14 protein-coding genes and 1 other RNA gene are annotated in these 20,305 nt (G+C 44.7%); 8 read left to right on the top strand and 7 right to left on the bottom strand.

The window, feature by feature from the left end; all coding sequences use genetic code 11:
• The first annotated feature begins 138 nt into the window (after nt 1–138).
• Together BMZ54_RS15670 and BMZ54_RS15665 are read left to right on the top strand one after the other, a co-directional pair.
• Nucleotides 139–6,201 (top strand): Calx-beta domain-containing protein, encoded by a 6,063-nt coding sequence (locus BMZ54_RS15670; RefSeq protein ID WP_202909259.1) that lies wholly within the window; start codon nt 139–141, stop codon nt 6,199–6,201.
• A gap of 23 nt (nt 6,202–6,224) precedes the next feature.
• Entirely contained in the window at nt 6,225–7,145 is a 921-nt protein-coding gene (locus BMZ54_RS15665) for a PorP/SprF family type IX secretion system membrane protein (protein WP_162277556.1), read from the top strand.
• Nucleotides 7,146–7,544: 399 nt separating this feature from the next.
• Here the strand turns inward: BMZ54_RS15665 and BMZ54_RS15660 are convergent, their stop codons facing one another.
• The 5 genes from BMZ54_RS15660 to rplU all read right to left on the bottom strand — a co-directional run bounded on the left by BMZ54_RS15660 (nt 7,545) and on the right by rplU (nt 11,260).
• Nucleotides 7,545–8,042, bottom strand: a complete 498-nt coding sequence (locus BMZ54_RS15660) for a GNAT family N-acetyltransferase (RefSeq protein WP_089913410.1) — start codon at nt 8,040–8,042, stop codon at nt 7,545–7,547.
• A 138-nt stretch (nt 8,043–8,180) separates the two neighbouring features.
• Nucleotides 8,181–9,866 carry a DNA polymerase/3'-5' exonuclease PolX gene (locus BMZ54_RS15655; protein ID WP_089913407.1) on the bottom strand — a complete coding sequence of 562 codons (1,686 nt, stop codon included), beginning with the start codon at nt 9,864–9,866 and terminating at the stop codon, nt 8,181–8,183.
• Nucleotides 9,867–10,239: 373 nt separating this feature from the next.
• Nucleotides 10,240–10,647: a hypothetical protein gene (locus BMZ54_RS15650; RefSeq protein ID WP_202909258.1), complete on the bottom strand. Its 408-nt coding sequence runs from the start codon at nt 10,645–10,647 to the stop codon at nt 10,240–10,242.
• Nucleotides 10,648–10,661: 14 nt separating this feature from the next.
• On the bottom strand, nt 10,662–10,928 hold the full coding sequence (gene rpmA, locus BMZ54_RS15645; protein WP_089913402.1) for a 50S ribosomal protein L27: 267 nt from the start codon (nt 10,926–10,928) through the stop codon (nt 10,662–10,664).
• 29 nt (nt 10,929–10,957) lie between these two features.
• Nucleotides 10,958–11,260 (bottom strand): 50S ribosomal protein L21, encoded by a 303-nt coding sequence (rplU, locus tag BMZ54_RS15640; RefSeq protein ID WP_089913399.1) that lies wholly within the window; start codon nt 11,258–11,260, stop codon nt 10,958–10,960.
• Nucleotides 11,261–11,733: 473 nt separating this feature from the next.
• Here rplU and BMZ54_RS15635 point away from each other — a divergent pair, with 473 nt between their 5' ends.
• The 6 genes from BMZ54_RS15635 (at nt 11,734) to BMZ54_RS15610 (ending at nt 18,132) form a co-directional block, all read left to right on the top strand.
• Nucleotides 11,734–13,227 (top strand): GH3 auxin-responsive promoter family protein, encoded by a 1,494-nt coding sequence (locus BMZ54_RS15635; protein ID WP_089913396.1) that lies wholly within the window; start codon nt 11,734–11,736, stop codon nt 13,225–13,227.
• A gap of 67 nt (nt 13,228–13,294) precedes the next feature.
• The gene (locus BMZ54_RS15630; protein ID WP_089913393.1) at nt 13,295–14,461 is read left to right on the top strand and encodes a 1-deoxy-D-xylulose-5-phosphate reductoisomerase; all 1,167 of its coding nucleotides are present in this window, start codon (nt 13,295–13,297) and stop codon (nt 14,459–14,461) included.
• Nucleotides 14,462–14,572: 111 nt separating this feature from the next.
• On the top strand, nt 14,573–15,922 hold the full coding sequence (gene rseP / locus BMZ54_RS15625) for an RIP metalloprotease RseP (RefSeq protein ID WP_089913390.1): 1,350 nt from the start codon (nt 14,573–14,575) through the stop codon (nt 15,920–15,922).
• A 347-nt stretch (nt 15,923–16,269) separates the two neighbouring features.
• Nucleotides 16,270–16,641, top strand: a transfer-messenger RNA (tmRNA) gene (ssrA, locus tag BMZ54_RS15620).
• Nucleotides 16,642–16,849: 208 nt separating this feature from the next.
• The gene (locus BMZ54_RS15615; RefSeq protein ID WP_089913387.1) at nt 16,850–17,065 is read left to right on the top strand and encodes an Arm DNA-binding domain-containing protein; all 216 of its coding nucleotides are present in this window, start codon (nt 16,850–16,852) and stop codon (nt 17,063–17,065) included.
• 53 nt (nt 17,066–17,118) lie between these two features.
• Nucleotides 17,119–18,132 carry a site-specific integrase gene (locus BMZ54_RS15610; RefSeq protein ID WP_143081027.1) on the top strand — a complete coding sequence of 338 codons (1,014 nt, stop codon included), beginning with the start codon at nt 17,119–17,121 and terminating at the stop codon, nt 18,130–18,132.
• A gap of 42 nt (nt 18,133–18,174) precedes the next feature.
• Here BMZ54_RS15610 and BMZ54_RS15605 read toward each other — a convergent pair whose 3' ends face one another.
• Entirely contained in the window at nt 18,175–18,921 is a 747-nt protein-coding gene (locus tag BMZ54_RS15605) for an RloB family protein (RefSeq protein ID WP_089913381.1), read from the bottom strand.
• Nucleotides 18,922–18,926: 5 nt separating this feature from the next.
• Nucleotides 18,927–20,183, bottom strand: coding sequence for an AAA family ATPase (locus tag BMZ54_RS15600; protein WP_089913377.1), 1,257 nt, complete (start codon nt 20,181–20,183; stop codon nt 18,927–18,929).
• Nucleotides 20,184–20,305 lie beyond the last annotated feature (122 nt).

Below are 20,305 nucleotides of genomic sequence, written 5' to 3'. Positions count from 1 at the left end.
CCCATACAGCAAATATGACATGTACGCTAACAGGGGTTATATGAAAGATTGGTTTCATTGCGCCGCTATATCTGTTGGATTTAAAATAAGATGGATGATTAGAAATTTACATGCCTTATGTTAGTGCTGTCCTATACAATGAAAAGCAATACCCGGGTGGTTTGCGCTAAAGCCGTACAATGGCTGCTGCGAAAACTGCTGGTAGGTGCCCTTTTGCTATTAGCCGGCAGCCCAGTAAGCGCCCAGGTAATTGAAACTATTAATGAAACGGGGGGTACTATTGCCGATCCGGGTTTAAAGATCGAAGTGCTTGCAGATGGCTCATTCCGGGTATACCGCCTGGGTATGAGCCAAACCTATGAAGGCACCGATGATCCCCGGGGCATTGCTACGTTCATAGGTATGAACCAAACGTTTACCAGTGATCCCCGCCAGATAAAGCAGGTCACCTGGGGGTTTATTTCTCCTTTGTCCGGTTTAGGTACTGCCGCCTCTCCATGGCGTGTGCAAATGGTAGGTAATGTGGGCGATTACAGAGGTGTAGCGCAGCACACTATTATCTGTAACCTGAGCTATGTAAAAGATCTTCCTTATTATATACTGGATTATACAGTGGCCGCAATCACTGACCTGCTGACCACCCACGCCAATTTATACCTGGCAGAGCACGCGGTGCTGGATGCCACCACCGGCGACTGGAGCGGCAACAGTGTGTGTACCAAAGGGCTGGGTCCGGATTACCCGGGCCCTTACGGCACAGTAGGCGTGTACCGCGATGATCCATGCGGCAGCTATCCTACCGGCCGTTCCCATGTGTTACGCATGAAGGACGGTTTTACGTCTTTTATGGCAACTGATGCTGCAGGCATGACCGCCAACATACCGGAGAATTGTATACTGGCCAATATATATAATAACACCTACGATGGAACGGAGAATGGTATCCTCGTACATAAAGATATGGGGGATGTATTTGGCGGCAATGTGAACGCGGAAAAAGTGTATACGGCCCGCATCCTGTCCGGTTATGGAAGCACCATGACGGATCTGGATGGTGTTACCGGTTTAGACCCTTTAGCCCCTGCTGTAAGCCGCCAGCTAACTATTGCATTTGAAAAAGATACCGCTTCCGGCATGGAAGGGGATATCCGGCATAGTGCAGATAACCTGAAAATAAAAGTATACAACGGTAGTAATACACAAACCATTGTAGTTACAGCTCCGCTGTATGTACCGGTAATTGCGGCTCCCTCGGGCGCCAACCCCGGTATAGCGGGCGTAGACTATGAATGCAAGCGCGGTATTATGATCCCTCCCGGTAGCTATAACAATACCGGGCAGCTGATCAGTGTGGATACCAGTGTGATGATACTGGGTAATACTAATTTGCAGAATAACCGCACCATGACCTTAACGCTGGATAACAGCGTTAATAATAACCTGGTGAAGGTGAACACTTCCAAGAATGTGCTGACCTATACTATTAAGGATGATGAATCAAAGAGCATCACCTTAAATATGCCGGTAGAAGTGGATGAAGGCCAAAACGCCAGTGCAACAGTAAGCCTGCCTTCCGGCGTACTGGCTGCTGCCGATATAACTGTTACGCTTACACGTAAAACCACTTCCACCGCTTCGGCTTCTGATGTGGTATTGCCAGCCAGCGTAGTAATTAAGCAAAACACCAACTCTGCTACCTTTACCTTCCAGGCGCAGAGTGATAAGATACTGGAATACCTGGAAACACTGGACGTACAGGCAGATGCTACTGTGTTAGGCCTGCCGCAAACGGCCAGCGCTTCCGTAAATATTAAAGACCGTACTTACGATGATCCGGCCAACCGTGTTATTACCATGCGGCCGGTGCCGGGTATTACCGTAACAGAGCCTTACAACGGCGGCCTGCAATTCAGCCTGCCAGCCGGGGTAACCACCGATATACCGATCAATATTACGCTGGGGGCCATGCATGCTGATCCTCAGTCTACAGCATCCGTATCTGACTATACCATTGCCAGCACTGCATTCTCTATCAACAGCGGCAATTCCGTAACCATACCGTTTACTGTAATAGATGATAACCTGGCAGAAGGCACTGAGAAATTACATGTAACGGCTACAGCTACAGATGTACTGTCGCGCCCATACGACTTTACACCGTATGATATACAAATACTGGATGATGACGCCAATGCGCTGCAGATACAGCCTACTGCCGGACAAACGGAGATGACGGAAGGCGGCGCAGCGGTTACCTTTACCGTAAGCCTGCCCGCAGGTACTACCGCCAGTGCAGATATTCCGCTTAGCATTACGCTTTCCGGCGAAGGTACCGCGGCCGACATCAGCGCATTACCGGATGCTACCTTTAAAATACCATCCGGCGCCAACAGCGCTACTTTCACCATCAATGCACTGACAGATAACCTGCTGGAAGGCGATGAAAGCCTGACGCTGAATGGAAACTCCAGCGACTTTACGGTGAAACCTTATACTATCATCATTAAAGACGCCACCTGGGCTGATCCGAACAACCGCAAGCTGCAGCTCAGCATCGCCAGCAGCGCTATCAAGGAAGGCAATAACAGCGCGCTGAAGGTTGGTTTTGTAAATAATATAATTGCAGGTAAGCCCATTGTGGTAACCTTAACGCATAACACTGCTTCTGTAGCCAGTGCTACGGATTATACGCTGGCCTCCACCACTATTACCATTCCTGCCGGACAGCGGGAAATAACAGTGCCTGGTTTCATTACTGCACAAACAGATCTGATACTGGAAAAAAGCGAAAGCTTTACGCTGGATGGCGCATCTTCCGACATCCCCAGCTTAACCGTTGCTGCTGACAGTGCAGATATTGATGATGCCACCGGCGATAATGCAGTGAATAAGGTAATAACCATTGCCGCACAACAGGCCGTAATGAACGAAGGCACCGGTTATACGGTTACGTATAGCCTGCCCGCCGGCATTACCACGGAAGTGCCTATTCATATTACGCCTAAAACCGGCACCGGTTCAACTGCTGTAGATGCGGATTATACCTTTACTACTATACCACCGCTGGATAAAGGCAATCCTGCTGTAACCGGTACTATTAATATTACCGCAGATGGCTTGCTGGAACCGGATGAAACCCTGGTGCTGGACGGTGCTTCTGCCGACCTGCCGGGTATTACCTTCACCACAGCCAGCGTTACTATTAAAGACCTGGATTATGTAGCCGGCATGCCTATTACCATGACGGCCGATAATAATACCATTACGGAAGGCAGCACCACAGGTGCATTGGTAACCCTGTCATTACCGGCCGGTAAGAAAACCACTTACGATATTCCGGTAACGATCACTAAGGATGCGGCTTCCACCGCATTGGACGGGGAACATACCACCCTGCCCACCACCGTGATCATTAAACAGGGCACGGGTTCTGTAACCTTCCCTGCAGCGATACTGGCCAGCACCGACAACCTGCTGGAAGATGATGAAACAATTATCATTAATCAAAGCGCTGTTGGTTTTACAGGCAGCAATCTGACCATTACTATTAAAGATGGCAGCAACCCGAAAATAACCGTGCAGCCGCAACCTTATTCTGCCGGTAATAAAGTGGCAGAAGGCAGCAATTACACCGTACGGATAGCGCTGGCGCCTGGTATTACACCTTACAAACCATTTAAGGTAACGCTGACCGCCGGCAGCGCCTCTACTGCTGCAGTTACGGATTACAGCGGATTGCCCGTAACCGTAACCATCAGCCCGGGCCAGAACTTTAAGGATATAACGTTATCGGCTATATCAGATAATATCATTGAACCGCTGGAGCTGATCCGTTTAAAAGGTACCGCCTCCGACTTTACGGGTCTTACCGTTGACAGCCTGGATGTGTTTATTGATGATGTGACCAGTAAAGATCCTTCCAACCTGCAGCTGAGAGTAGTGGTAGATTCTACTACCCTGCATGAGGGTAATAATGCCAAAGTAACAATAGGTTTTGTAAAAGCGGCTATTACCGCCTCTACTAATATTTCCATAGGCATTGCGCCGGATGCCAGTTTCAGCGCAGGCGCTGCAGACTATACGGGTGTACCTGCCAGTGTAGTATTACCTGCCGGTACCAACCAAATGCAGCTTACCCTGAATATGGTGGCAGATAACCTGGTAGAGGGTACAGAACAGCTGCAGTTGAAAGCTACAGTACCGGCTCCCTACACGGTTACCTCACCGGCTGTTATCACTATACCGGAAGCACCGGTGCAGGTGCTGGCCCTTAAAACGGCCGATGCCGCAGAACCATCCACCAATGGAGCGTTTGTAATTAAGCTTACCAGCACGCAAATGGCAGGTAAAGATGTGAATATAGCGTTTACCCTGGGTGGTACGGCCAGTTCAACAGACTGGAAAGTAGTGCCTGCCACTGCTGTTATAAAAGCCGGAACCAATAGTATAACCATCCCTGTGAATGTAACGGATGATAAGCTGGTAGAAGGGGATGAAACGGTTACACTGCAGCTGGTATCTGCCAAAATGGGTACTATTACCTTCCCGGTAGATGCTACTCTGCAAACAGTGACACTGAAAGATGATGAGAACAATGCAGCGGGCCGCGCCATGATGATAGAAAAGATAGGGAATGCTGCAGAACCTTCCACGAAGGGCAGCTTCCGCATCCGCTTCTCAGATCCACAGTTAACGGTAATGCGGGATGTGCAGGTGAGCTATAATGCAGGCGGCACCGCCGCCGCCGGTTCAGACTACCTGACCCTGCCGGGAACCTTAACCATTCCTGCCGGCCAGAATGGTGTAGCCGTGAACATTACACCGATTGATGATAAGCTGGTAGAGGATACTGAGTTTGTACATATTCAGCTGGCAAATGTAACCAGCACTATGACCGGTATTACCTGGCCGCTGTCAGCCAGCTCTAAGATAGATGTGCCTATTGTTGATAATGATACCATGAAGCTGGATCTGTTCTCCACACCGGCTACGGTAAAAGAAGGGGAGCAGGTGCAGATCACCATTAAATCGCCCAGCATTAATACCAAAGATATACCGGTAGCGCTGAAAGTGATACATGATGCCGCCAGAACCATCACCACCAGTGTAGGCTCCCTGAACGGTAACGGTGATACGCTTACGGTGATACTACCTGCCGGTTCTACGGAATACACATTTACTATCACCTCTTTTGATAATACTACGAATGATGATGAAGGATTTATAAATCTGCAGATCGTGCCCGATCCTTCCGGTAACCTGATCCCGAATTATGTACCGGGACTGGCCAGCCTGATAAATGTGATCGTGGAAGATAATGATCCGCTGGACCTTTCTTTCAATGCGCCGCAGTATATGGTAAATGAAGGCAACAAGCCAGGTGAGAGCATCCTGATGGTGGAAGTGAAGCTGAGCCGCGCCGCATCCCGCCCGGTGACCCTGCCGTACCAGTTCTCTAAAACAGCCGGCGTATCCTTTATTGGTACCGCAGTACCAGGTACGGATTATGACAGTATTGTAAAACCAATTGAAATAGAGCCCGGGCAGCTGATAGGCTATATCCCGATCTCCATTATAGGCGACGATATATTTGAACGGAACGATTCTTTCAGCATTAAGCTGCTGCAGCCTTCCGTATTCTCCGGTCAGAATGTGCCTACTGTAGGAACGCCGGATTCCGCGGTGTGCATCATTATAAATGATGATCCGTTCTGCCCCACCTGCGATACGGATGGTGATGGTGTACCGGATGGCAAGGAAGACCGCAACGGTAATAATGATCCTACAGATGATGATGCCGACAATGATGGTATTCCCAACTACCTGGACCTGGATTCCGATAACGACGGGGTACCGGACAGCGTGGAAGGCTGGATCACAGATGGCCGCTGGGTAAATGATAACAAGGGTAAGATCCGCGTGCATCCTGCAATATCACCCAATGCTGATGGTATGGGTAATGATGCGATGTATGTAGAGAACATTGAAAAATACCCCAAGAACGAAGTGGTGATCTTTAACCGCTGGGGTGGTACAGTGTACAAAACCAGCAACTATAATAACCAGGATAATAACTTCAAAGGCTTAAACAACGGCGGTAAGGAAGTAACGGACGGCTCTTATTTCTACCTCATTTATATCTATGATGAGACGGGTAAGAAGGAGCAGTATGCAGGGTTTATAGTTATTAAGCGGAAATAGTCAGAACAGAGAACATGGCGATCATGAAATTACATAAGCACCTTTTTAAACTACTGGCAGCGCTGCTGCTGGCGGGGTGCTGCTGGCATCCGGCACAGGCGCAGCAGGATCCTATTTACTCCCAGTATATGATGAACGGGATGGTAATAAACCCGGCTTATATGAGTATGGACGATGCGGTGAACCTTACGGTGGTAGGCCGTAATCAGTGGGTAGGGGTGGATGGTGCGCCTAAAACAGCCTCTCTTTCTTTTTATACTCCGTTTAAAACAACCAATACCAGCCTGGGTTTTTCTGCCATGAATGAAAAGATCACGGTGCAGTCGCGCACTGGCTTTAACTTTCATGTATCCCAGAAGATAAATCTGAATGAGAACCTGCGTTTAGCCCTTGGTATCAAGCTGGGTATGTCGCAGTTCAAGGAAAATAATAGTCAGCTTACTACTACCGATCCCATATTTGCCGAGAATGCCAGCTACATGAAATCTGAAGTGGGTTTTGGAATGATGTTCTATTCAGATAAATTTTTTGTAGGCCTTTCATCGCCCACCTTCCAGAGTTTCGATATGGGTAATAAGATTAACAAGATCGTTTATAAGTCGCATTACTACCTTCAGGCGGGTTATTTGATGGATGCGGGGGATAATGTGAAAATAAAGCCCAACATCCTGGTGCGGAAAGTAAGCGGCAGCGGCCTGGGAATTGATTTTAATACCAGCCTGCTTATTAAGGAGCTGGTATGGTTAGGTATATCTTACCGTTCTGAAAAAACCATCACTGGTATGGTACAGGTGCGGATTACGCCTAATTTCTCTTTCGGTTATTCCTACGATACGCCTATGTCGTCTAACCTGAAAGGGGCACAGTCTGTTTCGCATGAAATTATGCTCAACTACCGCTTTAACTGGTCTAAAGAGCAGGAATTATCAACGCGTTATTTCTAATAAGGAATTCTATTAACCAAATACACCCGTTTATTTTGAAAGGTCCCGCACAGCTAACTGTGCGGGCTTTTTTATGGGCATGAACGGCTGTTAAAAGAGTAATTTAAGCGGCCTTTTGAAAAAAGGCGGTTCCGGCTAAATCCGCCGGGGAAGAATTGTCGTAAATAGTAATAGAAGTAATATTACCGGATACACTTACAGAGCATCGAAAACATAAAATGAAGTTGTGTCTTTTTAATGGTTAACATGGGAATCAGCCTGGCATTTCTTACCAGGCTGCCTTTTTAAACAGTCCACGGACCACAGACGATGGATCACTGTCCGCGGCCTTCGTTAATGTATTCTTTGGTAAAATGCTTTTTTGTTGACCATCTTCTACAGACCATGGCCCCGTGGGTTTTATAAAGGTTTCTGCATTACATAATCTGTCATCAAATATCCGTTTCCGATATCGGTATCTTTATTTTTAAGGATGCTGAATCCCTGTTTCTCATAAAAGAAGCGGGCTTTGTTCTCGCGGTTCACATCCAGCTCCAGGATCTGTGCGCCGGCTGCTTTTACGCGGTCTGCAACCGTGTTTATAAAGAATTTACCTACTCCTTTTCCCTGGTAATTACCATGCACATAGATCTTATGCAGCTTATAAATACCCGGTGTATCCAGGGTACTGTAAGAGGCAAATCCAATAGGGGTGGCATCATCATACAGCAAAAGAAAATGATGCTGCAGCTCCGTCATTTGTTTGGTTAAAGCCGGGGTGCTGTACATCATATCCAGCATATATTCGATCTGCGCCGGTGTAAGTATATCCTTGTAAGTTGGGCGCCATATTTTTTCAGTCAGTTCTTGTATCAGTGGTATATCTGCTGTGGTAGCGCTTTTTACCAGTAAGTTCATTTTGTAATTAAGAATTAAAAATTAATGATTAATAATCGGGGATGCAGCATCTTCACGTAATAACATGTATGCGGCGTTGGCAAGTTCATTTACTTCAGATAATTGTGTCCGTAATTATTAATTCTTCATTATTCATTATTAATTAATCCGGGCGGCGCGGCGCTGTTGCAAGAAGGTTTCCAGCGCGGTTCTGCTAAAGCTGCTCAGGTTTTTTTCTTTGGTGAGGCCACCTTTGCGGGCGGCCAGGGTACCATAGTAAACATCTTTATACCCTTCAATGCTGTGTGCATCCGGGTCAATGGAGATGAGCACATTTTTTTCCAGCGCATAGGGCAGCCACTGCCAGTCCATATCCAGGCGGCGGGGATGTGCATTCAGCTCTATCACTACATTATTGGCGGCACAGGCATCGATAATTTTCTGATGATCAACGGGGTAACCGTTGCGGCTAAGCAGCAGCCGGCCGGTCATATGGCCTAATATGGTGGTGTAAGGGTTTTCAATAGCCTTTAATAAGCGGGCCATGGCTTTTTCCTCTGTCATTTTCAGAATAGAGTGTACAGAGGCTATTACCAGGTCAAAAGTAGCCAGTATTTCGTCCGAATAGTCCAGGCTGCCATCGTATAAAATATCGGCTTCTACGCTCTTAAAAATGCGAAAGGGCGCTAATGTTTTATTCAGCTCCTCTATCTGCTGATGTTGCGCCTGTATGCGTTCAATGCTTAAGCCGTTGGCATAAAAAGCTGAGCGGGAGTGGTCGCTGATCACCAGGTATTCCAATCCCTGTGCTTTGGCGGCAGTGGCCATTTCTTCCAGGGTATTTACGCCATCGCTCCATTGGCTGTGGGAGTGGATAATGCCTTTAATATCTTCCGGGGAAATGAGCGTGGGCAACTGTTTGCGTTTGGCCAGGTCCAACGCCAGGCCGCCATTGCGCATACAGGGCTCAATCATATCCAGTCCTGCCTTTTCAAAAATAGCGGCTTCGGAAGTGGCGCCATTCAGCAGGGCGGCTGCTTGTCCGTCTGCATCAAAATGTTCCAGGAAAGCGGCATCTGCGGTAGTTATAAATAGTGTTTTTGCAAAGTCTTCCGGCAGGCAGGAGTAGATACGCATTTTCACATGCTGTTGGTGCTGCCATAGCTGTGAGTGGTCTGTGGTTTCTACCAGTGTAAAGTCCGGAATGGCGCTTAGCTGCTGTTCTATGATGGCGGGCGCCGCGCTTACTACCAGCTCAACCTCGTCAATAATTATTTCTGTACGCCGTACCTGCCCGGTGAGCGATACCAGGGCCGGAGCTAACATTTGCTGTAATCTTTTTTCCAGCTCCTGTGCCATGGTGGCTATTTCTGCATACAGGAAGCGGTCGCGGTTGGAGAAGTAGAACTCAATGCTTTGTTTCACATTGTCCTGTGTTTTTTGTCCAAAACCTTTCAGCAGGGTCAGGCGGTTTTCATCACAGGCATATAACAGCTCGCCTAAGGTTTCTACTTCCAGCTCTTTCCAGATGGTGGCTATTTTTTTAGGTCCCAGGCCTTTTATTTTCAGCATTTCCAGTATGCCGGGCGGGGTTTTGATAATAAAATTTTCCAGCAGTGATAAATGCCCGGTCTGCAGCATTTCCTGGATGGCTTTGTTGGTAGAGCTGCCAATGCCTTTAATGCGGGCAATGTCTTCCGGCGCGGTTTCTTTCAGCTGGGCCGGCAGCTTTTCTATTGTAAAGGAAGCGCTGGCAAATGATTTTGCTTTAAAGCTATCCTCGCCATGGATGTCCATCAGTTTGGAGAGGAGGGAGAAGTTATCGGCAATGGTGTAGTTATCCATAAGTGCAAGCTAAAGAAGATTTACGATTTTGGATTTACGATTTTAGATTTTGATGGGTGGGATTGGGCCTGCCTGGTTATGGCTCATCGTTTTAAAATCTTCAGGTCTGTTATCAAACTAATCAAGCCTATGGGTTAAGCTTTTAAAGTTCACCTCTAGGGTGTATCCGGCATAAAGATCTGCCTGGGCAGTCGCTGGCTAACGGTTATTCCAATCCGTCCTGAAGTTTTGCCAGCTATAAAAGCTGGCAGTAAGCTGCTGATTAAAACAGTCATTCAACCTACCCTTGAATTTTACCAGCTCTAAAATCCATAAATAAAAAAAATCCCGGCATTTGCCGGGATTTTTTATTCTACAAGTTGTAAATCCGATCTTACATTGCCGGACTAGAAGGTGCTGAAGGAGCTGATGGTGCAGAAGGTTTCTTCTTAGCAGCAGCTTTCTTTTTAGGAGCAGCTTTCTTAGCAGCGGCTTTCTTTTTAGGAGCAGCTTTCTTAGCAGCAGCTTTCTTTTTAGGAGCGGCTTTCTTAGCAGCAGCTTTCTTTTTAGGAGCGGCTTTCTTAGCAGCAGCTTTCTTTTTAGGAGCGGCTTTCTTAGCAGCAGCTTTCTTTTTAGGAGCGGCTTTCTTAGCAGCAGCTTTCTTTTTAGGAGCAGCTTTCTTAGCAGCAGCTTTTTTCTTAGGCGCTGCTTTTTTAGCAGCTTTTTTAATTGTTGCCATTGTTTTTTGAATTTGGGTTAGTAAATGATAATTGGGTATTAAAAAAAACTTTATGGCAAACACCGCACAGCTTTCGCTTATGCGGTGGCGTCAAGTGCTTTAACGGAAACGTAGGTTCTGTTCTCACGTCCTTTACGGAACTCAACTACACCGTCGCTGGTGGCAAAAATGGTGAAATCTTTACCAACACCTACATTTGTACCAGGATGGTATACGGTACCTCTCTGGCGGATAATTATGTTACCGGCAACAGCAGCTTGTCCACCGAAAATCTTTACACCCAGTCTTTTGCTCTGGGAGTCGCGGCCGTTCTTTACGCTGCCTTCACCTTTTTTGTGTGCCATTCTATTTTAGAATTTTAACTTTTAAAAAATTAAGCAATGTCGCTGATCTTGATCTTAGTAAAGTGAGTACGGTGACCAACTTTCTTTCTGAAGCCTTTTCTTCTCTTCATTTTGAAAGCGATTACTTTATCACCCTGAACATGACCCAGGATCTCTGCTTTAACCACTGATTTTACATCAGTACCTATTGTCAGCGTGCCAGCGTTATCTGTCAGCAGTACATCAGAGAACTCGACTTTGTCGCCGATATTACCTGTTAACTGCTGTACAAAGATCTCCTGGTCTTTTTGTACTTTGAATTGCTGACCCGCGATTTTTACAACTGCAAACATAATTAGCCAAAAATAATTTCCTGCAAAAGTACTACTTGTTTTTTAATTGACAAACTTTTCTGCTTTATTTAGTATTTCTAAATTAAAAGCAAATTGCCACATATAAGCTAATGACCCCAAATGAGAAAGAGCTTATTCTTTTCAAAGATACGTAGTTTATTCAATTTTAGATTTATTTAATGGGTCCACAGTGGTCCATGGTCCATAGTCGATGGTCCATGGCGTAGTTCATTTTATAAGTGGTGCTATATCAGTCCTCGATCCACGGTCCATGGTCCACGGCACACTTCACAGTGAACAGTATTCGGGAACAGGCAATGCCCCGGATTTTTAATAGGTTCTTACCACCCGAAGAAGGCAGTGGACCATGGACCATCGACCATGGACTACTCTAATCAAAAACCGTTAACTTGCCGTGCAAAGCATCACAATTTTTATACTTTTGTCATTTCAACCATTCTAAACTAAAGGGCATGAAGTTTAAGTCACTGCTGGCCAAACCATTTGCTTCCATTGTGAGCAGCAAGATCAGGAAGGAAATGCAACGGGCAGTAGAAGACCAGGATGCCATCCTGGAGGATTTGGTAAAAACAGGCAGGAATACGGATTTTGGGAAAGAGCATAATTTTGATGCCATCCATACCTATAATGAGTTTAAAGCTGCGGTGCCCATCCGGGACTATGAGCAGTTCAAACCATATATTAATAAAATAAAAGAGGGCCGGCATCATGTGCTCTGGAAAGGGCAGCCGATTTACCTGGCTAAAACCTCCGGCACCACCAGCGGTATTAAATATATACCCATCAGCAAAGAATCCATTTCCAATCATATAGACACTGCGCGGAATGCCCTGCTGTATTATATGTCTGAAACCGGTAATTCCTCTTTTGCGGATGGTAAAATGATCTTCCTCTCCGGCTCCCCTGAGCTGGAACGTATTGCCGGCGTACCTACCGGGCGCCTCAGCGGCATCGTAAACCACCATGTGCCCCGCTACCTGCGCACCAACCAGCTACCCTCTTATGAAACGAATTGTATTGAAGACTGGGAAACCAAGCTGGATCAGATCGTGGAAGAAACCATCAACCAGGACATGACGCTTATCAGCGGCATACCCCCGTGGGTACAAATGTATTTTGACCGCCTGATAGCCCGCAGCGGCAAGCCGGTAGGGGAGCTGTTCAAGAACCTGGACCTGCTGGTGTATGGCGGCGTGAACTTTGAACCTTACCGCGCCAAGCTAATGGAATCCATTGGCCGGCCTATTCATACTATTGAAACATTCCCCGCCTCTGAAGGTTTTATAGCTTTCCAGGATGTGCAGGGAGGGGAAGGACTGCTGCTGAACACCAACTCCGGGATCTTCTTTGAGTTTGTGCCGGCACAGGAAATATTTAATGAAAATCCCACCCGTTTGTCTTTAAAAGAAGTGGAGCTGGGGGTGAACTATGCTTTAATTATTAACAGCAATGCAGGTTTATGGGCATATAATATAGGTGATACGGTGAAATTTGTATCCCTGAACCCTTACCGTATTGTGGTAACAGGGCGTATAAAACATTTTATTTCTGCCTTTGGAGAGCATGTGATCGGGGAGGAAGTGGAGCACAGCCTGATGAAAGCTGCGGGAGAAGAGCAGGTGCGCATCACGGAATTTACCGTGGCGCCTATGGTGCAAACCAATGGGGAGCTGCCGTACCACGAATGGTTTGTAGAATTTGAGACCATGCCGGCTGATTTGGCTACCTTTGCTGCCAGGGTGGATGAGAATTTACGACAGAAGAACATCTATTATGATGACCTTTTAACCGGTAATATATTGCAACCCCTGAAGATAAGGCCTGTACGCCGGCAGGGATTCATAGATTATATGAAGTCCATCGGCAAGCTAGGCGGTCAGAACAAGGTACCCCGTTTAAGCAACGACAGAACATTAGCAGAACAACTGATGCAATACCTTCAATGATAGTGATTGCAAATTTTTAACATTTCCAACGCAATCTTGGATCAGTGATAATTGATATTATTGTAAAATGAGTAAGAAGAACATAGCCATTCTAGGTTCCACAGGCTCCATTGGTATACAGGCATTAGAGGTAATAGCAGCGCACCCCGACAAGTTCCGGGCAGAGGTGCTGACCGCCCGCCAGAATGCAGACCTGCTGATAGAGCAGGCCCTGAAATTCAGGCCCAATGCTGTGGTGATCGCAGATGAAACTCAGTATGAGCAGGTAAAAAGTGTATTGTTTGATAAAGGGATAAAGGTATTTGCCGGTACCCGCGCCATGGTAGAGGTAGCGGCATGGGATAGCATAGATATGGTACTGGCCGCCATTATGGGATTTGCCGGCCTGGCGCCTACCTTATCTGCCATTGAAAGCGGCACGCCTGTAGCGCTGGCCAATAAGGAAACCCTGGTAGTAGCAGGTGATATTGTGATGGCTGCTGCCCGTAAAAAGAATGTGCCGGTAATACCTGTAGATTCTGAGCATGCCGCCATTTTCCAATGCCTGCAGGGCGAGCAGGCAAACAAAGTGGAAAAGGTCATCCTCACTGCATCCGGCGGGCCTTTCCTGGGTAAGAAGCCTAACTTCCTTATTAATGTAAAAAAGGATCATGCGCTGCAGCATCCTAACTGGAGCATGGGCGCCAAAATAACCATTGATTCTGCCACCCTCATGAATAAAGGGCTGGAAATGATAGAAGCCCGCTGGTTATTTGGCCTGCAGCCGGACCAGATAGAAGTAGTGGTACATCCGCAATCCATCATTCATTCGATGGTGCAGTTTGTGGATGGTTCCATGAAAGCGCAGATGGGCCTGCCGGATATGAAGCTGCCCATACAGTATGCCATGGGGTATCCGGAGCGGCTGGCAAATGATTTTCCCCGTTTTTCCTTTAAAAATTACCCTTCGCTCACTTTTGAGCAGCCGGATACCAAAACTTTCCGTAACCTTGCCATTGCCATTGAAGCATTGCGCAAAGGCGGTAATGCAGCCTGTATCATGAATGCAGCCAACGAAGAGGTAGTACATGCATTTTTACGTAACCGGATCGGTTTTCTGCAAATGACAGAAGTTATAGAGGAAACGCTGGTAAAGGTGCCACATATTGAAGTACCCACCTTACACGATTATTATGAAAGCGATACGGCCGCCCGCGAACATGCCGCTTCGCTGATCAATGCCATCGTGATCTGATTTCAGATATAGTGATTTACGGTCTTGGATTTAGAATGGAGTGAACCGCATTATTCCGATCTGAGATCACAAACAATAAATAATCTTATTTTAAGCGGAGATTTTAAGTACATGACAACACAAGAAATATTAGTGAAAGCCGGGCAGCTGATCCTGTCACTCTCTATCCTGGTAGTATTGCATGAGTTAGGGCACTTTATCCCGGCCAAGCTATTCAAAACAAAGGTGGAAAAATTCTACCTGTTCTTTGATCCCTGGTTTTCTCTATTCAAATTCAAGAAAGGCGAAACAGAATACGGTATAGGCTGGCTGCCATTGGGCGGTTACGTGAAAATTTCCGGCATGATCGATGAAAGCATGGACCGTGACCAGCTGATGAAAGAGCCGCAGCCCTGGGAATTCCGCTCTAAGCCGGCCTGGCAAAGGCTGATCATTATGATAGGCGGGGTAACGGTGAACCTGATCCTGGGCTTTTTGATCTATGCCATGATGTTGTGGTACTGGGGTGAAACCTACCTGCCTACACAGAATGTAAAATACGGGGTATCAGTGGATTCGCTGGCGCAAAGCATTGGCCTGCGCGATGGCGATAAGATCCTGAGCATTGATAACCGGAAAGTAGAGAACTTCCAGGCTATACCGGCAGAGATCATTTTGCATGAGGCCAAGAGCATACAGGTAGAACGTGACGGGCAGGAGTTGAATGTGGCCATCCCTCCGGGTTTCATCCGGCAGATGATCAAGCAGAAATCGCCTTTTGCGGTGCCACGGGTGCCTTATTATGTGGGGTATTTCAGTAAAGAATCTGCTGGTGAAAAGGCCGGGTTAAAGAAAGGGGATAAGATGATCTCCTTCAACGGAGAACCTGCCACCTACCTGAGTGATTTTAAGAGCCGGCTGCAGAAATACAAGAACCAGACCGTGCAAATAGGTGTACTACGCGGTACCGATACCCTGCAGGTAAATGTAAAGGTGCCGGACACCGGTATACTGGGTGTATACATTGATGCTGACATGTCTAAGTTCTTTGCGCTGAACACCAGGAAATACACCTTCTTTGAGGCAATACCTGCTGGTTTTAATAAATGTATTAATACCCTGGTAAAATATGTGCAACAGCTAAGGCTGATCTTTGTATCCAAAGAAGTAAAGGCCAGCGAATCACTGGGTGGTTTCCTGACCATTGGTAACCTGTTTCCCGGTGAGTGGGACTGGATGTCGTTCTGGGAAATGACGGCGCTGTTATCCATCATCCTGGCGTTTATGAACATTTTGCCTATTCCGGCGCTGGATGGGGGACATGTGCTGTTCCTGCTGTACGAGATCGTTACCGGCCGTAAACCGAGTGAGAAGTTCCTGGAGTATGCGCAGATCGTAGGTATGGTGCTGTTGTTTGGCTTGTTGTTGTATGCGAACGGGCTGGATCTGTGGAGGAATATCTTTAGTAAATGGTTTTCGTAATTACGAATTGAGTATAGCATATTTAGAGGCCCTGCATGAGAATGCAGGGCTTTTTTTGTGGTGATTATTGTGTACGGGTTTATAGAAGCGATTAAATTTATCGCCGGATGCGGGATTTTTTGCGGGGATTATTGTGATAAAACGGGGTGTTATTTTTGATGATGACGTTAGATAGTAGAATTTTTGCGGTAATGATTGTTTGGAGGTTTTAACGGACTTCAGGATCCATAATTTCATAGCCATCATTTATTTTCAATGGCATTTCTTGTTTTGCCTGGCAGGTAAGACAGGGCAATTCGTAATTCGTAATTAATTATTCCGTATCTTTGTAGGCTAGTAAAAAAGCTGGGGCTGCCTGGTTTTGACAGCATAGGTCTTTGAAAGTGTAAGCATGCCGTGCGTTGGATAATTAGCACGTTAATCTGAATACCCAAACTTTAATTGGCGAATCTAACTACGCCATGGCTGCCTAATTAAATTAGCGCACCCATTATAGCCGCCGGAGTTGCTGCCCACTACGACTCCCGCCGCCGAATCAAACCATAGAGGGATAGGTACACATGGTTTCTGTGAGTGTGTAATGAAAATCTAAACGGATACGAATGGGGTTGGTTAGTTCTGCTCCTGCCACGTTTCGACAACCCAATGCAGAAATAAGCATGTAGAAAGCTTTTGGAGGATATGTTTGGACGCGGGTTCGATTCCCGCCAGCTCCACGGGTTCACTTTTTAGTGATAAAAATTTTATAAGCTACTGATTTTCAGTAGCTTTTTTTATTTAATGCGGATAAAAAACCTTAAATTCGGTTAGTAATTCGGTTAGAAGAGGAAGCGATCATTTTTACTAACCGAATTGTCTTTTTCAGTTTGAATGGTTCTGGATTTATTAAAAACCTGGCATTTTAACAGTCGTTAAAATTGGTGCGGTATGAAAGAAAATGCTAGAATGTCCATTCTTTTTTGGCTGAATGGCAAGCTATCCCTAGATAAGAAAAAGACTTTGTATGTTCGATTGACCATTGCAGGTGAACGTCTTGAGTTATCTTTAGGAAGAAAAGTTCGAGTTGATTTGTGGGATCAAAAATCAGGGCAGCTAAGGAGTGACTCCATTGATACCTTACAAACCAATCAGTATTTGGTATAGTACGGCTCAAGCTAATTCAATGTTATGACCTGCTGGAATTACAGCATTCAGTAGTGACAGCACAAATGGTCAAAGAATGTTTCATTGAACAGAAGGTCGAAAAAAAAATGTTGTCTGAGGTCATTGCATTTACAATCGGTAAATTTGAAGACAAGGTTCAAAAGGGATTACGGTCAGAACAATCGCTATCCAAATGGAGGACTATTAAAACAAAGATAACCCAGTTCCTAAAATTTGCATATCAAATCGACGATATTCAGTTATCTAAAATTAATTACGCCTTTGCAGGCGATTTTGTTGATTACCTGGTTACAAAACAAGCTGTTAATACCAATACTTCCTATAAATATTTCAAACATTTAAAACAACTTCTTAAGGTTGCTGTGGACAGAGGCTGGCTGGCGGTTAATCCCTTTCAAGGCTTTCATTCAAAATATATTGTTCCAGAACGAGATATATTGAATTTTCAAGAATTAATGCTTTTATATTCCAAGACCTTTTCAATTGCTAGAATAGAAGAAGTAAAGGATGCTTTCCTATTCATGTGTTTTACTGGTTACTCCTTTAGAGATGCTCAAGCACTTACCCCTCAAAATGTAATGGAGTATTTTGATGGTGAAGAATGGATCATTAAAAACCGGGATAAAACATTGTGCAGAGAGAATGTTCCTCTGCTTCCTATAGTTAAAGAAATTATTGCAAAGTATCAAAACAATCCTTTCTGTGTCAACAACAATCGGATACTTCCGATTAAAAGTAATCAGAAATTTAACCTGTATCTTAAAGAAATAGCTGGGATATGCAACATTCAAAAAGTACTCACATCACATGTCGCACGCCATACATTTGCTACAACAGTTACTTTGGCTAATGGTGTACCTATCGAAACAGTAAGTGCATTGCTGGGGCACAAATCTATTAAGACAACGCAAATCTATGCCAATATTGTGGCAGAGAAAGTAGGTAAAGATATGTTGGCACTCAAAGAAAGGTTGGAGTTAAAAATGCCCAAATCATTGACCAGGATGCCTACTAATACTGAGAGAAAAGATAAGACCAGTAGTTAATGTGCTAAATACATTCTATGTAAATTTAACTATTAAAATTTATCACTTAAGACAAACCAATAAGCTGTTGACCAGATGATGCACTTTAGTACACGGATTACAGTCATGTGGGGCATCCGTTTGTTTAAAGCTTGCTTCTAGCGCTTGTGCCCTTGCTATCGCATCATTCTGTCTTGCTGATAAGTGTGGTAGAACATATTGTAAAAAGTTTCCTTTCTTTTTGAAGCTTTCTTTGTAGGTGAATTTTTCATTTTTCGTTATTGCTTCCATTTCAGGCGACTGCCCAGCCATATTTTGGAATATAGACGTTAACCTGTCATAGACGTAATTCCTATGGCACCAAACAGAAGGATCTATATCTTCAAAATGCAGAAGTATCCATAACTCAAAAGCATCATTACTCCAAGCAACATTAAGTCCAGCATTAAGGGCAGCCTGGATACTTACAGTGAATGCAATATTATTTACATTTTGGACATCTGCTTTTACATGAGTTTCGTGGTCCCTGTCAAATACACACCAGATATGACTTGTAATACCAGTTTTTAATTTATAATTCCCGTTTACGTTTTCAATGAGACCCTTTTCGTCGCAATAATTTATCGCGTTGGTAATATTGCGAAATGAATTTTTTTGCCCTTCGGCAATATTCACTTTAAGCTTTTCAGGGTTTTGAAACTGCCTGAAATAACTTGGTTCACTAACTTCATCTTCGCAAAACAATATAAATGTGGTGAGGTTATCCGACTTTCTTTCCGAATCCGGTATCAGTTCCCAAGCGTCCGGCATATATTTTACTGTTTGAATTGTTCTAAAATAGGTAAAGCACCGTAAAATCCAGCAAGGTATTGACGTGCAAAATCAGCATTATTACGAATACCTTTTAAATCAGCAAGGGAATAGAGCATTGTTTCGTCTTTTGTTGTTTTTTCGGTAAAATAAATTTGATCTCTTCTTAGAATATTGGGGTTTAAAAGATTAGTATCATGACTGGTAAACAATAGCTGTGCACCTGCCTTATTAAAAAGTGGATCATTAAAGGACTTTATAAAATGTTTGAGAAGACTCGGATGAAAATTATTATCAATTTCATCGCTTATCAAAAAACCACCTTTGTTGAAAAGCAGATTTAATATACCTATATAAGCATAAAATTTCTTTGTACCGGCAGATTCGCTTTCATCAAGGTCCATCTGCAACTCTCCTGTTTTAATTCCATCCTGGTCATACACATTCTTGTTGAGCCAAACTCTTTCTAAATCATTATGAAAAAGCTCTAGAGTTATGCCAGCATAGTTGAGGCCCGCCCCTTTAAGCCAATTTAAAACAAGATTGTTTTGGCCGGTCGCTAAAAGATCGTTTGTAAGGTAATTGGGTCTTCCTGCAAAATTGCGACGTGAGTTACTTAGGAATGATCTTCGATTTCTATTTCTGAGAAGTAGCTGATCCTCAATAAAGACGCTTGTTGAAAAGTAATCTTTAATTTTTTGGCATAATTCTCCATTATAAGAAGACACGAAACTGAGAAACAGGGCATTACTTCGAAGATTTTCAAGAGGTAATCTTTGAGCTTCAGGAAACCATTCTTTATTGGTCTCTACTTTGTCGTGCGTTCTTTTGAAATACCATGTTTCATTTTTTTCGGCAGGACCGAAAAGCCATTCTTGTAGAACACCTGTATTGGGATTTAAGGTAAAGCCGTATCGATACTTTTTCTCATCAAACAGGAGCTGGACTTGGAAAAATCCGGCATTATCCGAAATTGCTTTTGAAAGTAGAAACGGTTCTGCAGCAAAATCCATAGCGCCCTCAGATTCAAGCGAGGTCCGAATAAGTGTAGCGAAAAGTCTAAAAGCTTCTATCAAATTTGATTTACCGCTCCCATTAGGCCCATACAAGCCTATCGTTTTTAAAACCCCCTGACCACCTATCTTAACAATATTATTAATATCCGTTTCACTGGACTCAGACACAAGTGGCGTGGCCCTGAAATCTAATGTTTGAATATTATTAAATGATCGGTAATTTCCGATAGAGAAATCTAGTATCATTTTTTTTGAATATTTGCATTTAATTTGCAAATTATGGAAAAGTATTGTCAAATTCAGTCTTATTTCATTGATATTTGGAGGTATTCTTCACTGATGGGCAAAAAAATTAACAAAAAAAGCCT

The organism is Chitinophaga rupis (assembly GCF_900109685.1).
Taxonomy (GTDB): Bacteria; Bacteroidota; Bacteroidia; order Chitinophagales; family Chitinophagaceae; genus Chitinophaga; species Chitinophaga rupis.
The sequence above is the reverse complement of the archived record's forward strand: the minus strand, read 5'-3'. Positions and strand labels throughout refer to the sequence as shown.